Genomic DNA, 16,860 nt, shown 5'->3' with positions numbered 1-16,860 from the left:
CCGGTCATTATCGCGTGCCCGCAGCGCCTGGCGGTGATTCGCGCAGCGAATTCAGCCATTCAGACGCGGGCAGACCACGCCGTCCGGCGGCAGCGCACAGCTGCTCGGTGCCGACAGCAGGACGGAACTGACACTGCGGCTGGCTGCCAGCTGCACGGCGGACGGGGTAGTGGTCAGCATGGCGCCCATGATCAGCGAGCAGACGGCCATGCAGGCAACGAACAGCGTGCGCAACATCAAGGTTTCGAATTTCATGGTCATTCTCCGATGAAGGGGTAGGTCCCTGTAGTCATGGAGAGCAATCACCGTGCCAAGTCCGAAGTTATCATAAGTAATTGATAATAAATAATATATTCTCGTCTGTCGGGATGACTTCACTGTCCGCGGACAGCCGGACAGGCATGCCCGGACAGCCGGACAATCAACGGGCAGAGCCTTGCCGCAAGTTATTGCGGTTGATCCTTCGCGCCGCTAGCCTCAAGGGTCACATCCGTGAAACAGGAGGTTCATCGTGACGAGGAAACCCATGGTCCTGCTATTGGCGGGACTGCTTACCCTTACGGCCGCTGTGCTGCCGGCGCTGGCAGCTCCAGCGGCCACGGCATCCAACCAGATTCCGGATATCGCCTACACCCGTTTCACCCTGCCCAATGGCCTGACCGTGGTGGTGCATGAAGACCACAAGGCGCCGGTGGTGGCGGTGAGCATCTGGTACCACATCGGTTCCGCCGACGAGCCGAAGGGCAAGACCGGGTTTGCGCATCTGTTCGAGCACCTGATGTTCTCCGGCTCGGAGAACCACAAGGGCACCTATTTCGAGCCGTTCGAGAAGGCCGGCGCCACCGACATGAACGGCACCACCTGGTTCGACCGCACCAACTATTTCGAGACCGTGCCGACCACGGCGCTGGACATGGCGCTGTGGATGGAGTCGGACCGCATGGGCCATCTACTCGGCGCGATCGGTCAGAAGGAACTCGACACCCAGCGTGGCGTGGTGCAGAACGAAAAGCGCCAGGGCGAAAACCGCCCGTATGGCCGCGTCGACGAGAACATCCTGGCCAACACCTATCCGGCCAACCACCCATACCAGCACGACACGATCGGCTCGATGGCCGATCTCAACGCTGCCTCGCTGGACGACGTGAAGTCGTGGTTCCACAGCAATTACGGTGCGGCCAACACCACCCTGATCCTGGCCGGCGACATCACCTTGGCAGAAGCGAAGGAAAAGGCCGCGAAGTATTTCGGCGACATTCCGGCTGGTCCCGCGGTGGCGCGTCAGCAGGCGTGGATCACGCCGCTCGCCAAATCCACTCGTGGCGTGCAGCACGATCATGTGTCGCAGCCGCGCATCATCCGTACCTGGGTGGTGCCGCAGCTGGGTACCGACGATGCGATCCAGCTCGATCTCGCCGCCTCAGCACTGGGCGGTGGCAAGACCTCGCGGCTGTACCAGCGCCTGGTCTATCAGGACAAGCTGGTCGATGACGTTTCCGCCGGTATCAGCGAATTTGCACTGGCCAGCCAGTTCCAGATCCAGGTCGACGTGAAGCAGGGTGTCGACCCGGCCAAGGTCGAGGCGGTGATCAATGAGGAGCTGAAGCAGTTCCTCGCCAACGGTCCGACCCGGGATGAACTGGATCGCGCCAAAGTGGCCAATCGCGCCGGCTTCGTGCGCGGTCTGGAGAAGGTCGGTGGCTTTGGTGGCAAGGCAGTGATCCTGGCCGAGGGGCAGGTCTACCGTGGCGATCCGGGGGCCTACAAGAAGGATCTCGTGCGTTCCGAAGCAGCCAGCATCGCCAGCGTCAAGGCAGCGTCCGACAAGTGGCTGAGCAAGGGCGATTACCTGCTTACCGTGCTGCCTGCCGACAAGGGTTTCGATCCGGCCGCCGAAGCCGCCAAGGTCGTTGCCTTGGGCGCGGCCAGCGGTCGTCCGCAGCCGAAGCTGCCGGCGAAGCATGCCTACAGCGTGGGCAAGAGCGATCTCGATCGCAGCGCCGGCGTGCCGCAGGTCAGCCAGTTCCCCGAGTTGAGCTTTCCCAAGCTCGAACGCGGCAAGTTGAAGAACGGCATCGAGGTGATCCTGGCCGAGCGCCACACCATTCCGGTGACCCAGGTGCAGTTGCTGTTCGATGCCGGCTACGCCGCCGATCAGGGCCGCAAGCTCGGCACCGCCAGCTTCACCTCCCGCCTGATGAACGAGAGCACGACGGATCTCGATTCGGTGGAAGTGGCCAAGCGCAAGCAGCGGCTGGGTGCGATCGCCAACGTGGGTTGCAGCCTGGATAGCTGCGTCGCCTCGCTCAATGCATTGAACGATCAGTTGCAGCCTTCGCTGAGCCTTTTTGCCGACATCGTGCGCAACCCGGCATTCAAGGCGGCAGACATCGACCGTGTGCGCGGCCAGTGGCTGGCCGGTATTGCGCAGGAGAAAACCCAGCCCACCGGACTGGCTCTGCGCACGTTGCCGCCGTTGTTGTATGGCGAGCATCACGCCTATGGCATCCCGTTCACCGGCTCGGGTACCGAGAACGAGATCAAGGTGTTGACCGATGCGGATCTGGTCGCGTTCCAGCACGACTGGCTGCGCCCGGACAACGTGAAGATCCTGGTCGCCGGTGATACCACGCTGGCGCAGATCATCCCGCAGCTCGATGCCGTGTTCGGCGACTGGAAGGCTCCCGCCACGGCGGTGCCTGAGAAGAACATCGCCAAGGTGGCGGCCCAGGCCCAGCCGCGGGTGTTCCTGATCAACCGTGCCGACGCACCGCAATCGCTGATCCTTGCCGGCCTGCTGGCGCCTTCCACCCGCGCCGACAACAACCTGGCGATCCAGGCGGCCAACGGTGCGTTCGGTGGCACGTTCACTTCGCGTCTGAACATGAACCTGCGCGAGGACAAGCGCTGGGCGTATGGCGCAAACAGCATGCTGATGGATGCGCAGGGCCAGCGGCCATTCCTGTTCTTCGCGCCGGTGCAGACCGACAAGACCGCCGAGTCGGCGGCCGAGGTGTTGAAGGAAGCGCGTGCGGTGATCGGCGACAAGCCGCTGACCGCCGCCGAGATCGCCAAGATCAAGGACCAGCGCGTGCGTGCGCTGCCGGGCAGCTACGAAACCACCAGCGCCGTGCTCGGTGCGATCGGCGGCATCGTGCAGTACGACCGTCCGGACGATTATGTGCAGACCATGAAGTCGCATCTGGAGGAGGTCACTCCGGCTGCTGCTGAAGCCGCCATCAAGGAGATCGTCAAGCCCGAAGCGATGACCTGGGTGATCATCGGCGACCTCAAGAAGATCGAGGCGCCGGTGCGTGCACTGAACCTTGGCGACGTCCAGGTGATCGATGCCGACGGCAAGCTGGTGAAATGAGGAAGTAAGCCGGCGTACAGCACGCCGGCACATCCTCGCGTTAGGATGGAGGCTGGGTCGGCAAGACCCGGTCTCTGTCATATCCAAGTCCCCTGCTGCGGAGTTACCCATGCGCAAGACCCTGTTGTTGCTCGTCCCCACGTTGTTGCTTGGTGCCTGCAGCTGGGGCATCACCCTGGACGATGCCGCCAGGAATGTCCGCACGGCATGGAGCGGTGACGTATCCGCTTGCCGCGATCTGGGCAAGGTCACTGTCTCAGTGATGGACCATGTCGGTCCGGTCGACCGCAACACCATCACCGTGCGCGACGAACTCGAAGTGATGGCGCGCAACGAGGCCGCCAAGATGCATGCCGATACCATCAAGCCGCTGGCCGAGCCGAGCGACGGCTCGCAACCGTGGGGTGCCTATCAGTGCGGTGCGCACACGATCAATCCGGGCCGTCCGCCAAACGCGCCGGCCAACTCCGGTTCTGCTCCCGGCAACACACAGACTTTCCCGATACATAGCGGCTGAACTGAACAGCATGCGAAATCGAAAGGCGCCCCCGAGGCGCCTTTTTCGTGTCTGCCGAGGACGAACTTGTACCTGTCCGTGGATCGGCATAATATACACATGTAGATATTACATTTATGTATTAAATAACAACAACCGGGCATTCCCATGAGCAGTTTTCTTTCCACCGAGCAGCGCCTGGCGATCACTTGCCGACAGCACCCGGCGTTCCCGCGCGAACCCGCGGTGCTGGTGCGACTGATCAAGCACATCCACAAGCGCGTGCATGATGACGCCAACGCGCTGCTGAAGCCGTGGGGAATCAATCACCCGGAATACAACCTGCTGATGATGCTGTACGGCACCGACGGGTATACGCTGAACCCATCGCAGCTGGCGGAGGCGGCAGGTGAGAAGTCCGCCAACATCACGCGACTGACGAATGAGTTGTGTGACAAGGGGCTGATCGAACGTACCGCCAGCGACGAGGATCGTCGCAAGATTGCACTCACCCTGAGCAAGGCAGGCATCGCGATGATCGAGGGCTTTCTGCCGGACATCTGCAACTTGCTGGAGCGCCAGACTGCCGGTCTGCAACCGCGCGAGCTGGTGCAACTGGAAAAGCTGTTGAAGAAGTTCCTGGACCAGCTCGAGCAGGCCTGAGCGATGTCGACCGTTCCTGCCAGCGAATCCGTGCCGGCATCGGCGCGCTGGCCATGGCTGGCGGATTTCCTGGCCGGCGAGCGGGGGGCATGGATCTTTGTCGGCAAGTCCCTGCTGGCGATCTACATCGCGGCGTGGCTGGCGATGTGGCTGCAGCTGGAACAGCCCTCGACCACCATGATCACGGTCTCGATCGTGATGCATCCGCATAGCGGCATGGTGCTGGCAAAGAGTTTCTACCGCGCGATCGGTACGCTCGCCGGCAGCCTGTTCGGCCTGGCGCTGATGTCGCTGTTTCCGCAGCAGCGCGAGCTGTTCCTGCTGAGCCTGTCGCTGTGGGTGGCGCTGTGTGCGGGCGGCGCGACGCTGTACCGCAACTTCATGTCCTACGGCTTCGTGCTGGCTGGCTACACGGCTGCGATCGTCACCCTGCCGGTGATCAACAATCCGCTCAATGTGTTCGACTCGGCGGTGATGCGCGTCAGCGAAGTATTGCTCGGCATCCTGGTGGCTGCCGTGGTCAGCGACCTGGTGTTTCCCGAGCGACTTCGCCTGCTGTTGCGCCAGAGCGCGCGCACGCAGTTCGCGCAGTTCATCGACTTCGTGCGCGGCAGCACCGGCGGCAGCATCCCGCGTGCACAGATGGAACAGGCACATCTGGCGTTCGTGCGCAGCGCGGTACGGCTGGAAGACATGCGCGCGTCGGTGATCTTCGAAGATCCGGAGGTGCACGCGCGAAGCACCCGCATGCGACTGCTCAACCAGCGCTACATGTCGGCCGCGACCAGCTTCCAGTCGTTGCACCACCTGATCAACCGACTGCAACGCAGCGGCAGCCATGCCGTCGCGGATGCCCTGATCATGCTGTATCGGCCGATCGGCAGTGCGCTCTCGCCCGAACCGGCACTACAGCACGAAACGGTAGTACTGGCGGTACGCCTGACCGAGTGCATGGCGCAGTTGCCGGCACTGGCCGCGACCCTGCGCACGCCGTTGACCGAACCAGCGGCGCAGCTGGAATTCGACACCGGTGCCGCGCTGACGCAGCGCTTCGCGGTCGAGCTGCGCGATTTCGCCGCGCTGGAGGGCTCGCTGCGAGGCACGCAGACGCGCGGCAGCGTGGAGCGGGTGCACTTCCAGCGTGGCAACGACATTCCGGGCGCGGCGATCGCCGTGCTGCGCACCTTCCTCACCATGGCGGCACTCAGTGCGTTCTGGCTGGCCAGTGGCTGGGCATTCGGTGCCAGCGCGATGCTGCTGGCGACGATCTTCAGCGGACTGCTGGCGGCCTCGCCGAACCCGGTCAGCGCCGCCACGCACACACTGTATGGCTATGCGGCCGGCATGCTCGCCGCGTTCGTGGTGGTATTCGGGCTGCTGCCGGGCAGCGACGGATTCATCACGTTGATCGCTGCCAGCGCCGCATTCCTGCTGATCGGCCCGTACCTGAGCACGCGCGATACCTTGCCTGGCGTCGGTGCCGGCTACACGCTCGGCTTCGTCTATATCCTCGCGCTGAAGAATCCGATGGTGTACGACCCCGAGCACTTCTTCAACGACGCGATCGCGCAGGTTGCCGGCCTCGCGCTGTCGGGTCTCGCCTTCGTGTTCGTACCGAAGGTGACCGGTACCGGCTGGCAGCGTACGCGCCAGGTGCGCCGGCTGCGCGAACAGGTGGCGCTGGCCGCGACCGCGCCGCTGGAAGGTCTGGCATGGCGCTTCGAAAGCGTCAGCCGCGACCTGTTTCAGCAGGTGGTGATGTACACGCGGCCGGGCAGCGCGGAGTCGCGCAGCCTGCTGGCGTGGGGACTGGCGGTGCAGGAAAGTGGTCGCGCCGTGCTGGAGCTGCGCCAGGATCTGGCTGACGATCACGACATCACTTCGATGGTGCGCGTCGCCGCGAACAAGGCGTTGCAGGCTGTCGCCCGGCTGTATCGCCAGCCTGATGCAGCGCGCTGGCGTGAAGCCGATGATGCGGTGCGCGAGGCGATCGCCGTCGCGGTCACCGCGCAGGTGGTTCGCCAGCATCTGTATCAGCTGCGCAGTGCGTTGCGCGATGACGAGTCGCCACTCGCCGCTTACATCCCGTCACCTTCGCCGGAGCCTGCCGATGCCGCATGAAGTCGCGATCTACGGCGTGCTGATGCCCGGCCTGCTGCCGGTGTTCATCGGCTGCCTGCTGCTGATGGTGCTGCTCGACATGGTGGTCGGCCGTTTCGGTCTGTACCGCCATGTCTGGCATCCGTCATTGTTCCGTCTTGCCCTGTTCGTCTGTCTGTTCGGCGTTGCCGGACTGTTGCTGATCCGCTGAGTCATTCCATGAAAACCCAATCGCTGTTGCGCTTCCTGATCACCGCCGCTGTCGTCGTCATCGCGCTGCTGCTCGGCCATGCACTGTGGAAGCACTACCTGTATGCGCCATGGACACGCGACGGCCGTGTGCGCGCGGAAGTGGTGCGCATCGCGCCGGATGTATCCGGGCTGGTGACCAGGGTGTCGGTGATCGACAACCAGGCCGTGCACAAGGGCGACGTGCTGTTTGTGATCGACCCTGACCGTTACAAGTACGCCGTGGCGCAGGCAGCGGCGAACCTCGCCGCTGCCGAGGCCAGTGCACGTGCCGCCGGGGCCAATATCAATGCCGCGCAGGCCGCCGCCGCCGCGCGCAAGACCGAGTTCGAGATGCGCCAGCAGCAGGCTGCGCGGCGCCAGCAGCTCAGTGACGTGATTGCCAAGGAAACACGTACCGACGCCGCTGCCGCCGCCGAAGCCGCCCGTGCCAGCTGGCAGCAGGCACAGGCCGGCGGCAACCAGGCCAACGCGGCACGCGAACAGGCGCTGGCCGCCGTGCAGCAGGCGCAGGTTGCGTTGGACACCGCCAGGCTCAACCTCGCCCGCACCGAGGTGCGCGCACCGGTGGACGGTTATGTCACCAATCTCGATGTCCGTACGGGCGATTACGCTGCGGTCGGTAGCCCGCGGCTGGCGCTGATCGACAGCCACAGCTACTACATCTATGGCTATTTCGAGGAAACCAAGCTGCCCCAGCTGCGCATCGGCGATCCGGTCGACATCCGCCTGATGAGCGGCGGCGTGCATCTCAAGGGGACCATCACCGGCATCGCCCGCGGTATCGGCGACCGCGACAACCCCACCGGGAGCGACCTGCTCTCCAATGTTAATCCCACCTTCAACTGGGTGCGGCTGGCGCAACGCGTGCCGGTGCGCATCGCGATCGACGACGATCATCTGCCGCCCGACCTGGTACTCGCCGCCGGCATGACCGCGACGATCGAGGTAAAGCCGCATTAGCTGGCCGCCGGACGACTACGGGTAGGCGCATGCGCGACGGTTTGCGATGATGGGTGTCGTTGCGGATGCCATGCCACCCATGAACAAGCTGATGACCACCCCCCGCCGCCTGGCGCAGCGCCTCCTTTCACCGCTGCGCAAGCCCAAGGCACAGGCATGGCTGGAAGCGTTGCCGGCGTTTGCGGTGTCGGCCACCGCGATCGAGGTGCTGCCCGAGCCGGCGGCGTTCCGGCAGACCCTGTTGCAACTCATCGCACGGGCCACGCGCCGCATCGTGGTCGTGACGCTGTACCTGCAGGATGATGAAGGTGGCCGCGAGGTGCTGGACGCGCTGTACGCTGCGAAGGCGCGTCATCCGGCGCTGCAGGTTTCCGTCTTCGTGGACTGGCATCGTGCGCAGCGCGGACTGATCGGCAAGCAGAAGAGCGAAGGCAACGCGGGGATGTACCGCGAGTACGCCACGCGGCTCGGCCCCGGCGTCGACATCTACGGCGTGCCGGTGCAGAACCGCGAACTCTTCGGCGTGCTGCACCTGAAAGGCTTCGTGATCGACGATGCCGTGCTGTACAGCGGCGCGAGCATCAATGATGTATATCTGCAGCGGCACGGGCGTTATCGGCTCGATCGTTATCACCTGTTGCGCCATCCCGGGCTGGCCGATGCGATGGCCGGTTTCGTGCAGCATTGCTTCGTCGAGAGCGACGCGGTGCGCCGGCTGAATGTGCCGGATGTTCCTGCCACGCGGACGCTGCAGGCGCCGATCCGCGAATTCCGCCAGGCCCTGCAGCAGGCCCGTTATGACGTGGTGCGCGACGCAACGGGATCGACCGAGGTGGCGGTGACACCGCTGCTTGGTTTCGGCCGTAACGACAACGAACTCAATGACACCTTGCTGGCCTTGCTGCGCAGTACGCGCGAGCGCGTGATCCTGCTGACGCCGTATTTCAACTTGCCCAGGCCGGTGCGCGTCGTGCTCGGCCAGTTGTTGCGGCGCGGCTGCACGATCGACATCATGGTCGGCGACAAGACCGCCAACGATTTCTACATTCCGCCGGGGCAGCCGTTCAAGACGATCGGCCTGCTGCCGTACCTGTACGAGAACAACCTGCGGCGCTACGCGCGAACGCATCGACGGCAGATCGCCAGTGGCCAGCTCAACCTGCACCTGTGGCATGACGGCGACAACAGCTATCACCTGAAAGGCCTGTTCGTCGATGACGACATGGCCGTGCTGACCGGCAACAACCTCAACCCGCGTGCCTGGGCGCTGGACCTGGAAAACGGCCTGTTGCTGCGCGACCCCGCGCGCCTGCTGCACGCGAAACATCAGGCCGAATGGGCCGCGTTGAAGCGGCATGCCACCCGGCTATCGGATCATCTCGCGCTGGAAAGTCCGCGGCATTACCCGGCGGAGGTGCGCAAGCAGTTGAAGCGATTGAACCGCACCCGCCTCGACCGCCTGGTCAATCGGCTGCTTTGACGGGAGAGTGCGGTGCCGGTATCGGCGAGACGAGTCGACTCAGCCGCATGTCGAGCCAGCGGCTCACGTCCGGCCATTCGCCGGCGATGACGCTGAAGCAGACCGTGTCACGCAATGAGCCGTCAGGCCGGCGCTTGTGGGCGCGCAGCACGCCTTCGCGGCGCGCACCGAGGCGCTCGATGGCGCGTTGCGAGTCGAGGTTGCGGCTGTCGGTATGGATTTCCACTGCCACGCAGTCCAGCGATTCGAACGCGTGTTGCAGCAGCAGGCGCTTGCATGCCGTGTTGACATGGCTTTTCTGCCAGCGCTTCGCATACCAGGTGTAGCCGATGGCGACGCGCGGCAGTTCCGGTACGAAGTCGTAATAGCGGGTCGTGCCGACGATGGTGTCGCTGGATTTCTCGCGCACGGCGAATGGCAGCATCAGGCCGCTGGCCTGTCCCTGCAGCGCTTTCTCGACATAGCTGCGTGCGTGGCCCGGCGCCGGAACGCTGGTGAACCACAGATTCCACAATGCACCATCGGCGGCAGCGGCCTCCAGTGCGGGTACGTGATCGAGACCAAGCGGTTCCAGCACGACATGTTCGTCATGCAGGCGGATGGGAATGAGTCGGCTCATCGGGATTCTGGTGGCGGGATGGGCGGGCGGTGCTCAGGCGTCGAGGTCGGGAATCAGCTTGCTTTCGAGCCGGGCGATATGGTCCTTCAGCAGCAGCTTGCGTTTCTTCAGCCGGGTCAGCTGCAATTCGTCACGGCCGATCGCGCTGGCCAACTGCTCGATCGCCGCATCGAGATCGCGGTGCTCCATCTTCAGCTCGGCGAGCAGATGGACGATTTCGGCGTGATCCTGAACCTGCATGGCCTGAACCTGTGTGGCGTGTCGCGACGGCTAGGGAGAACTACCCTAGTCTAGCGCCGATTGGCGTCGCCGGAAGTCGGCCGGCCAGCCGGCTACAATGGGAGTTCTCTCCGCCCGATTGACCGTCATGTCCGCCCATCCCGATCACTCCCGCACGCCAGCTGCCGAGGCCGACAGGCTGACCCGGCGCCTGCGCCACCAGGTGGGGCAGGCGATCACGGATTTCCGCATGATCGAGAACGGCGACAAGGTGATGGTATGCCTGTCCGGCGGCAAGGATTCCTACACCTTGCTGGATATGCTGCTGCAGCTGCAGGCGAAGGCGCCGGTACGCTTCGAGCTGATCGCGGTGAACCTGGACCAGAAGCAGCCGGATTTTCCCGAACACGTATTGCCTGGGTACCTGACGGCGCGCGGCGTCCCGTTCCACATCATCGAGCAGGACACCTACAGCACGGTGACGCGGGTGATCCCGACCGGCAAGACCATGTGCAGCCTGTGCTCGCGGCTGCGCCGCGGCGCGCTGTACAGCTGGGCGGCCGCCAACGGCATCACGAAGATCGCGCTCGGCCATCATCGCGACGACATCCTCGCCACGTTCTTCCTCAACCTGTTCTATCAGGCACAACTGAAGGCGATGCCGCCGAAACTGCGCTCGGACGACGGCCGCCATGTAGTGATCCGCCCGCTGGCATATTGCAGGGAGGCCGATATCGCCGAGTACGCGGCGCAGCGGAGGTTTCCGATCATTCCGTGCAACCTGTGCGGCTCGCAGGACAACCTGCAGCGCAAGGCGGTGCAGCGCATGCTGGCCGAATGGGAGCAGGTGCAGCCTGGGCGCAGCGAGAACGTCTTCCGCGCGCTCGGTCATGTGTCACCTTCGCAGCTGGTAGACCGTACCCTGTTCGATTTCGCCACACTGGGTGCGCAGCCCGGCGTAGCACCCTCATGGCCTGCCGACGCAGTCGATGAGACCGTAGCCACGCAAGCTTGAACATTCCGTCTCCCCTCCACCCCACCCATTGAGTACCCGCCGTGTCCTTCTTTGCATCCGTTGAAATGGCCCCGGGCGATCCGATCCTGGGCCTGACCGAGACCTATCTGGCCGATCCCCGTCCGGGCAAGATCAATCTGGGCGTGGGTATCTACATCGACGAACAGGGCCGCATTCCGCTGCTGCCGTCGGTACGTGAGGTGGAACAGGCGCTGGTTGCCGCCGCAAAACCGCGCGGCTATCTGCCGATCGACGGCCTGCCGGCGTACAACCAGCTCACCCAGCAACTGCTGTTCGGTGTCGGGTCACCGCTGCTGGCCGCTGGCCGGGCAGTCACTGCGCAGACCGTCGGAGGCAGTGGAGCGCTGCGGGTGGCAGCTGACTTGCTGAAGCAGGTGGCCGGCACCGGCGCGAAGATCGCGATCAGCAACCCGAGCTGGGGCAATCATCACGTGGTGTTCCGCACCGCCGGCTTCGAGCTGCTCGAGTACCGCTATTACGATGCGACCAGCCATGGCCTGGACTTCACCGGCATGCTGGAGGATCTCGGCAAGCTGGAGCCGGGTACCGTGGTGCTGCTGCATGCGTGCTGCCACAACCCCACCGGCGTGGACCTGGATGCGGCGCAATGGCAGCAGGTGATTGCACTGCTCAAGGAGCGCCGGTTGTTGCCATTCGTCGACATGGCCTACCAGGGCTTTGATCAGGGTACCGATGCCGACGCCACCGCCGTGCGCCTGCTCGCGGCGTCTGGGATCGAGGCGTTCGTAGTCGCCAATTCGTACTCCAAGTCGTTCTCGTTGTATGGCGAGCGCGTCGGTGCGTTGACGATGGTCGGTGCCGATCGCGACGAGGCGGCGCGGCTGCTGTCGAAGATCAAGCAGACCATTCGCGCCAACTATTCCAGTCCGGCTACGCACGGCGCCAGCCTGGTCGCTGGCGTACTCGGCAGTGCCGAGCTGCGCATACGCTGGGAGCAGGAGCTGGGCGAGATGCGTTCACGCATCCATGCGATGCGTGCGGGATTCGTCGACAAGCTGGCCGCGCTCGGCGCGCCGGATTTCAGCTTCATCAACCGGCAGGCCGGCATGTTCTCCTACTCGGGCCTGAGCAAGGCGCAGGTGCGCCGGTTGCGCGACGAGTACGCGATCTATGCACTCGACAGCGGCCGCATCTGCGTTGCCGCACTGAACCGTGCCAATCTCGATACCGTGGCTATGGCAGTCGCTGCCGTTAGCTCCTGACATCCTCACGGCCGTCATCCCGGCGAAGGCCGGGATCCAGCGTCTTTGGTCTTTATCAAGGCACTGGATTCCGGCCTTCGCCGGAATGACGGCGAAACCACCTGCCTCCTGGCAGCACTCATCCGGATCTTGAATGTTCTTTCGCAATCTCACGCTGTTCCGTTTTTCCCCCGCTGTAGCCACCGATCTGAACCGCCTCGACGAGGTGCTGGCCGAACACCGCCTGCGTCCGTGCGGGCCGCTGGAAATGTTCACCAAGGGCTTCGTGCCGCCGGCCGGGCGCGGCGAGGACATGCCGCTGACCCATGCGGTGAAACAGTGCACTTTGCTCACTGTCGGCGGCGAGGACAAACTGCTGCCGGCCGCGGTGATCAACGACGAACTGCATCGCAAGGTGCAGAAGATCGCCGAGGAAGAAGGCCGCAAGGTCGGTGGCCGCGAACGCAAACGGATCAAGGAGGACCTGCTGACCGAGCTGCTGCCGCGTGCCTTCGTGCGGCAGTCGCGCATGTCCGCCTATGTCGACAAGAAGAACGGCTGGCTGGTGCTGGATACCTCCAGCCGCAAGTCGGCCGAGAACGCGCTGACCCAGGTGCGCGAGGCGCTTGGCAGTTTCCCGGCGGTGCCGCTGGCACCGGAGGAAGGCCCGCGGGTGCTGATGACCGACTGGCTGGCCAACGGCAACCTGCCGGCTGGGCTCGCCCTGGGTGACGAGTGCGAATTGCGCGATCCGGCCACCGCCACTGGCGCCATCGCCCGTTGCCGCCGGCAGGATCTGGATGCGGAGGAGGTCAAGGAACATCTGCGCAACGGCAAGCAGGTCTTCCTGCTCGGTCTCACGTTCGATGAGCGGCTCAGCTTCGTGCTGGGCGAGGACCTGATCATCCGCAAACTGAAATTCCTCGATGTGGTGATGGACGAGCTGGGCGACAGCCAGCAGGACGCCCACGCCGAGATGGACGCCAGTTTCGCCCTGCTGACGCTGGAGCTGGAGCGGCTGCTGGGCAAGCTGGAGGAGTGGTTCGGGCTGCCGCGTCCTGCCGATAGCTGAACGAAAAATCCATTCCCGTTTGACCCGTCACCGCGCCATACTGGGCGTCCGCCCGCTTGCGTGCGTGCGGACTCCCCACTGACACCCAGACAGGCCGAGGTACGAACGGCAGGCTTATGGCGCAGCATCTGGAAGGCGATTGGCTGGAACTGGCGACGGCAGGCGGCAGCATCATCCGGGTGCTGAAGGCCGCCCATCCGCGCGCGCGCCGGCTGCGACTCACCGTCACGCCCAAGGGTGCGCGGGTGACTTATCCGTACGGCACGCACCCGGCTCAGGTCAGTGCGTTCCTGCGCAGCCACGCCGACTGGCTGGAGCAGAAGCTCGACGAACTGCACCTGATCGTGAAGCCGCTGCCGCCGCTGCGTCTGGGCTATCCCTGCAATTTTCCGCTGCGTGGCGAGACAGCCGAGCTGGATTGGGCAGAGGGGGCTTATCCGAAGATCGAGCCCCATGCGACCGGGCTGACCCTGGTGATTCCGCGGCCGCATACCCGCGCACTGCCGATCGCGCGCGGCCTGCTCGCATCCCATCTGGAGTCGCTCATCCGCCGGGATGTTTCGCGCTGGCTGGCCGGTTACGTGCCACAGCTGGGGCTGGCGCCGACTGCGCTGAAGATCCGTCCGATGAAGAGTCTGTGGGGCAGCCTGGATACCCGCGACCGCATCAATCTCGACCTCGCGCTGGCTCTGGCGCCCCCGGCCGCGTTGCGCTACGTGCTGGTGCACGAGCTGTGTCATCTCAAGGTGCGTAACCACTCGCCGCGCTTCTGGGCACAGGTCGGCAATCTGTTCCCCGACTGGCGCGAACAGCGCGACTGGCTGCGCCAGCATGGCGCCGTGTTGAAGGCGGAACTCGACCGGCTGATCGACGACGTCGCCGATTGAGAAAGTGCGGACAGGGTCTTGGCTGCTGGCGGTCGATCGCGACGGGCTGTGCAGCATCGTCAAGTACGGAAAGCAAGCATGTCACACGACACCGTCACCCAGGGCTGACCCATGCATATCTCGTTTACCACGATGGCCGTGGCAGCGTGGCTGTTCTTTCTGGCCTATTGGCTATGGAGTGCACGGCGGCTGAAGCGGCCAACGCGTGCGGAGCCGGCACTGCCGCGCTTTTTCAAGTACTGGTTGCCGATCATCGTGGCGATCCTGCTGATGTGGCCCACGCCGTGGCTTGACCATACCGTGCTGGGCCATCGCCTGCTGCCGGATACGTACACGATCGCGTTGGCCGGCCTGCTGCTGATCGTGGCCGGCGTGCTGTTTGCCTGTTGGGCGCGCTACATCCTGGGCAGCAACTGGAGCAGCGAGGTGCAGCTGAAGCAGGACCACGAACTGATCGAGCGCGGGCCTTACCGATACGTGCGCCACCCGATCTACACCGGCATCCTGCTCGCCCTGCTGGGGACCGTGGTGCTGATCGGCGAATGGCGTGCCCTGCTGGGGTTCGCCATCATGTTCATGTCGTTCTGGCGCAAGCTGCGGCTGGAGGAAACCTGGCTGGGCGAGCACTTCGGCGCGGCCTACGCCGACTACATGCACCGGGTGAAGGCGCTGATCCCCGGGATTCTCTGAAGGACGATGGCGGGAGCGGTTTGCTCCCGCAGGGAATGACAAGTCGCCTCAGACCTTGCGCGGCTGGCGCACGTAACGCGTGCCCAGCAGCACGTCCCACAGCGGCGTGGTGACACCGAAATTGCTGTCCGGGTGGTAGTGATGAACGTGATGGGCGGCCGCCCAGCGCCGCAGCAGCGGTTGCTTGAAGCGCACGTGGTGGATGGTGAAATGGCTCAGTCCGTAGGCGATGTAGCCCAGCGTCATCGCACCGGCCATCAGCAACGCAAGAGCAGTCGGCATGATCAACGCGAGCAGGCCGGTCAGGCACAGCAGCACCGCCGATGGCAGGAAGAACGGCAGCGAGTCGTAGCCGAGCGGTTGCGCATGGTGCATGCGGTGACCCTGTTCGAACAGCGGGATGCGTGTATGGAACATCCAGCGGTGGAAGAAGTATTCGATGAAGCTGAAAGCCAGCAGGCCGAGCCCGAACGCCAGCAGCGCCCCCAGCGGGGTGCCGTCATGCAGGCGCCAGCCTTCCGTCAGCAGCAGCAGGCACAGTGCGATATCCAGGCCCACTTCGGTCCAGTAATTGGCACGGGTGGCGGACATCCGCACGATGGCATCCACGCCCGTACGCACCAGGTTTCGTTTCATGGGTTGCTGCATGATTTCGTTTTCTTGCATGAAAGCACGCCAACTCTCGGGGCCATGCCGTCATTCTCCCATGTTGTCATCAGCAATTCACAATGATCTGCATCGGAAAGCTGACTCCCATATAACCAGGCGTGTGCCGGGCGCCCGGTTATACGGGCTGATTCAATGCGATAGCGTGAATCCGGTGAGGATCTGCGCGGTTTCCTCGGGCTTTTCCAGCATCGGCATGTGATTGCAACCGTTCAGGGTACTGGTGCTGATGGCAGGGGCATGGGTCAGGCCGTTGCGCAGGCTGTCCAGCGCCGAGATGTCGACGATCTTGTCGTCGTGGCACCACAGGCCCAGCACCGGCATGCTCAGCTGGCCCAGCCGGTTCTGCAGCGCGAGGTATTGGGAGGGGTCGCGCAGTTCGTTGAAATTGCGTTCGATGAAGCTGCGGTCTCGCTGGTTGCGCTTGATCAGCACATCGACAAAGCGGCCGGGGAGGTCGAGTGGCTTTTCGAAGGCCAGCGCGGTGGCGCGTTCGAAGCCGGCACGGTCGTCGAACAGGAACGGGTCCCTGCCGGCCATCGCCTCGCGGGCAAATGCGTTCTCCTTGAACTTCAAGCCGTATGCATCGAGCAGCGCCAGTTCGCGGACATGCTCCGGGTGTTCGGTCGCATAGACGCCGGCCACGGCGCCGCCCAGCGAATGGCCGACCAGCACGAAGCCCTGCACCCCCAGTGTCTGCACAAAGGCCTGCAGCCGCGAGGCCTGGGCGTCGACGTTGTAGCTGGCATCGGGATTGCGTGATGACTCGCCCCAGCCGGGCAGGTCGGGGATGATCAGATGGAAATGCGGCGTCAGCAGCTTGGCCGTCTGCAGCCAGACCTCCTTGTTCGCGGCAAAGCCGTGCAGCAACACGATGGTCGGGCCGTCGCCGCCTTCGTAGTACACCCAGCGCGTGTCGCCGGCCTGCACCGAATGCTTCTCCAGATGCGCGGCCATCGCCTCGCGCGCGAAGTTCGCGCGCATCAGCAACTGTGGCGCGAACAGGTAGCTGCCGCCCAGCACGATGGCGAGGATCGCGGCCAGCCACGCCAGGAATTTCAGCCGGCGCAGCAGCATGCGTTTCCACAATGGCGTGGCAGAGGGGGTTGCGGACGAGAGCATGACGGATGCCTTGAATTTGATGT

Annotated in this window: 17 protein-coding genes; 12 read left to right on the top strand and 5 right to left on the bottom strand. The window is 64.2% G+C overall.

Annotated elements, in window-relative coordinates:
• Window positions 1–51: 51 nt before the first annotated feature.
• Window positions 52–255, bottom strand: a complete 204-nt coding sequence (locus tag ACYVKM_RS03385) for a hypothetical protein (protein ID WP_460875762.1) — start codon at window positions 253–255, stop codon at window positions 52–54.
• A 271-nt stretch (window positions 256–526) separates the two neighbouring features.
• Between ACYVKM_RS03385 and ACYVKM_RS03380 the strand changes: the two genes are divergently transcribed.
• From ACYVKM_RS03380 to pssA, 7 genes are all read left to right on the top strand, one after another.
• Window positions 527–3,373, top strand: a complete 2,847-nt coding sequence (locus tag ACYVKM_RS03380; RefSeq protein WP_460875760.1) for a M16 family metallopeptidase — start codon at window positions 527–529, stop codon at window positions 3,371–3,373.
• Window positions 3,374–3,482: 109 nt separating this feature from the next.
• Window positions 3,483–3,890, top strand: a complete 408-nt coding sequence (locus ACYVKM_RS03375) for a DUF4156 domain-containing protein (protein WP_460875759.1) — start codon at window positions 3,483–3,485, stop codon at window positions 3,888–3,890.
• Between the two features lie 147 nt (window positions 3,891–4,037).
• Window positions 4,038–4,532 carry a MarR family transcriptional regulator gene (locus ACYVKM_RS03370; protein ID WP_460875757.1) on the top strand — a complete coding sequence of 165 codons (495 nt, stop codon included), beginning with the start codon at window positions 4,038–4,040 and terminating at the stop codon, window positions 4,530–4,532.
• Between the two features lie 3 nt (window positions 4,533–4,535).
• Window positions 4,536–6,653, top strand: a complete 2,118-nt coding sequence (locus ACYVKM_RS03365) for an FUSC family protein (protein ID WP_460875755.1) — start codon at window positions 4,536–4,538, stop codon at window positions 6,651–6,653.
• Window positions 6,643–6,843: a DUF1656 domain-containing protein gene (locus ACYVKM_RS03360; RefSeq protein ID WP_460875753.1), complete on the top strand. Its 201-nt coding sequence runs from the start codon at window positions 6,643–6,645 to the stop codon at window positions 6,841–6,843. Before ACYVKM_RS03365 ends, ACYVKM_RS03360 begins: the two co-directional genes overlap by 11 nt.
• An 8-nt stretch (window positions 6,844–6,851) precedes the next feature.
• The gene (locus ACYVKM_RS03355; protein ID WP_460875752.1) at window positions 6,852–7,844 is read left to right on the top strand and encodes a biotin/lipoyl-binding protein; all 993 of its coding nucleotides are present in this window, start codon (window positions 6,852–6,854) and stop codon (window positions 7,842–7,844) included.
• Window positions 7,845–7,935: 91 nt separating this feature from the next.
• On the top strand, window positions 7,936–9,324 hold the full coding sequence (gene pssA / locus ACYVKM_RS03350; protein WP_460875751.1) for a CDP-diacylglycerol--serine O-phosphatidyltransferase: 1,389 nt from the start codon (window positions 7,936–7,938) through the stop codon (window positions 9,322–9,324).
• Here pssA and ACYVKM_RS03345 read toward each other — a convergent pair.
• Both ACYVKM_RS03345 and ACYVKM_RS03340 read right to left on the bottom strand, forming a co-directional pair.
• Window positions 9,308–9,943 carry a GNAT family N-acetyltransferase gene (locus ACYVKM_RS03345; RefSeq protein ID WP_460875749.1) on the bottom strand — a complete coding sequence of 212 codons (636 nt, stop codon included), beginning with the start codon at window positions 9,941–9,943 and terminating at the stop codon, window positions 9,308–9,310. The two genes, pssA and ACYVKM_RS03345, sit on opposite strands and share 17 nt — an antisense overlap.
• A gap of 33 nt (window positions 9,944–9,976) precedes the next feature.
• Entirely contained in the window at window positions 9,977–10,183 is a 207-nt protein-coding gene (locus tag ACYVKM_RS03340) for a YdcH family protein (protein ID WP_077440623.1), read from the bottom strand.
• A 127-nt stretch (window positions 10,184–10,310) separates the two neighbouring features.
• On the opposite strand from ACYVKM_RS03340, the gene ttcA reads away from it, so the two are divergent.
• From ttcA to ACYVKM_RS03315, 5 genes are all read left to right on the top strand, one after another.
• Entirely contained in the window at window positions 10,311–11,177 is an 867-nt protein-coding gene (ttcA, locus tag ACYVKM_RS03335) for a tRNA 2-thiocytidine(32) synthetase TtcA (protein ID WP_460875746.1), read from the top strand.
• Window positions 11,178–11,218: 41 nt separating this feature from the next.
• Window positions 11,219–12,421, top strand: coding sequence for an amino acid aminotransferase (locus tag ACYVKM_RS03330; RefSeq protein ID WP_460875745.1), 1,203 nt, complete (start codon window positions 11,219–11,221; stop codon window positions 12,419–12,421).
• Between the two features lie 133 nt (window positions 12,422–12,554).
• On the top strand, window positions 12,555–13,472 hold the full coding sequence (locus ACYVKM_RS03325) for a recombination-associated protein RdgC (RefSeq protein WP_460875743.1): 918 nt from the start codon (window positions 12,555–12,557) through the stop codon (window positions 13,470–13,472).
• 116 nt (window positions 13,473–13,588) lie between these two features.
• Window positions 13,589–14,359: a M48 family metallopeptidase gene (locus ACYVKM_RS03320; RefSeq protein ID WP_460875741.1), complete on the top strand. Its 771-nt coding sequence runs from the start codon at window positions 13,589–13,591 to the stop codon at window positions 14,357–14,359.
• 111 nt (window positions 14,360–14,470) lie between these two features.
• On the top strand, window positions 14,471–15,049 hold the full coding sequence (locus tag ACYVKM_RS03315; protein WP_460875739.1) for a methyltransferase family protein: 579 nt from the start codon (window positions 14,471–14,473) through the stop codon (window positions 15,047–15,049).
• Between the two features lie 48 nt (window positions 15,050–15,097).
• On the opposite strand, the gene ACYVKM_RS03310 is transcribed toward ACYVKM_RS03315, so the two are convergent.
• The gene (locus ACYVKM_RS03310; protein ID WP_460875737.1) at window positions 15,098–15,685 is read right to left on the bottom strand and encodes a sterol desaturase family protein; all 588 of its coding nucleotides are present in this window, start codon (window positions 15,683–15,685) and stop codon (window positions 15,098–15,100) included.
• A 162-nt stretch (window positions 15,686–15,847) separates the two neighbouring features.
• The gene (locus ACYVKM_RS03305; protein WP_460876512.1) at window positions 15,848–16,792 is read right to left on the bottom strand and encodes an alpha/beta fold hydrolase; all 945 of its coding nucleotides are present in this window, start codon (window positions 16,790–16,792) and stop codon (window positions 15,848–15,850) included.
• Window positions 16,793–16,860: the final 68 nt, after the last annotated feature.

It is taken from the genome of Rhodanobacter koreensis (assembly GCF_054782855.1).
Note: the sequence above shows the minus strand (reverse complement) of the source record. Positions and strands in the feature narration are given on the sequence as shown.

What these genes read in the sequence shown, in the direction of transcription:
- ACYVKM_RS03385 (WP_460875762.1), bottom strand. Translation starts at nt 255, where the DNA reads ATGAAATTCGAAACCTTGATGTTGCGCACGCTGTTCGTTGCCTGCATG.
- ACYVKM_RS03380 (WP_460875760.1), top strand. Translation starts at nt 527, where the DNA reads ATGGTCCTGCTATTGGCGGGACTGCTTACCCTTACGGCCGCTGTGCTG.
- ACYVKM_RS03375 (WP_460875759.1), top strand. Translation starts at nt 3,483, where the DNA reads ATGCGCAAGACCCTGTTGTTGCTCGTCCCCACGTTGTTGCTTGGTGCC.
- ACYVKM_RS03370 (WP_460875757.1), top strand. Translation starts at nt 4,038, where the DNA reads ATGAGCAGTTTTCTTTCCACCGAGCAGCGCCTGGCGATCACTTGCCGA.
- ACYVKM_RS03365 (WP_460875755.1), top strand. Translation starts at nt 4,536, where the DNA reads ATGTCGACCGTTCCTGCCAGCGAATCCGTGCCGGCATCGGCGCGCTGG.
- ACYVKM_RS03360 (WP_460875753.1), top strand. Translation starts at nt 6,643, where the DNA reads ATGCCGCATGAAGTCGCGATCTACGGCGTGCTGATGCCCGGCCTGCTG.
- ACYVKM_RS03355 (WP_460875752.1), top strand. Translation starts at nt 6,852, where the DNA reads ATGAAAACCCAATCGCTGTTGCGCTTCCTGATCACCGCCGCTGTCGTC.
- pssA (WP_460875751.1), top strand. Translation starts at nt 7,936, where the DNA reads ATGACCACCCCCCGCCGCCTGGCGCAGCGCCTCCTTTCACCGCTGCGC.
- ACYVKM_RS03345 (WP_460875749.1), bottom strand. Translation starts at nt 9,943, where the DNA reads ATGAGCCGACTCATTCCCATCCGCCTGCATGACGAACATGTCGTGCTG.
- ACYVKM_RS03340 (WP_077440623.1), bottom strand. Translation starts at nt 10,183, where the DNA reads ATGCAGGTTCAGGATCACGCCGAAATCGTCCATCTGCTCGCCGAGCTG.
- ttcA (WP_460875746.1), top strand. Translation starts at nt 10,311, where the DNA reads ATGTCCGCCCATCCCGATCACTCCCGCACGCCAGCTGCCGAGGCCGAC.
- ACYVKM_RS03325 (WP_460875743.1), top strand. Translation starts at nt 12,555, where the DNA reads ATGTTCTTTCGCAATCTCACGCTGTTCCGTTTTTCCCCCGCTGTAGCC.
- ACYVKM_RS03320 (WP_460875741.1), top strand. Translation starts at nt 13,589, where the DNA reads ATGGCGCAGCATCTGGAAGGCGATTGGCTGGAACTGGCGACGGCAGGC.
- ACYVKM_RS03315 (WP_460875739.1), top strand. Translation starts at nt 14,471, where the DNA reads ATGCATATCTCGTTTACCACGATGGCCGTGGCAGCGTGGCTGTTCTTT.
- ACYVKM_RS03310 (WP_460875737.1), bottom strand. Translation starts at nt 15,685, where the DNA reads ATGAAACGAAACCTGGTGCGTACGGGCGTGGATGCCATCGTGCGGATG.
- ACYVKM_RS03305 (WP_460876512.1), bottom strand. Translation starts at nt 16,792, where the DNA reads ATGCTGCTGCGCCGGCTGAAATTCCTGGCGTGGCTGGCCGCGATCCTC.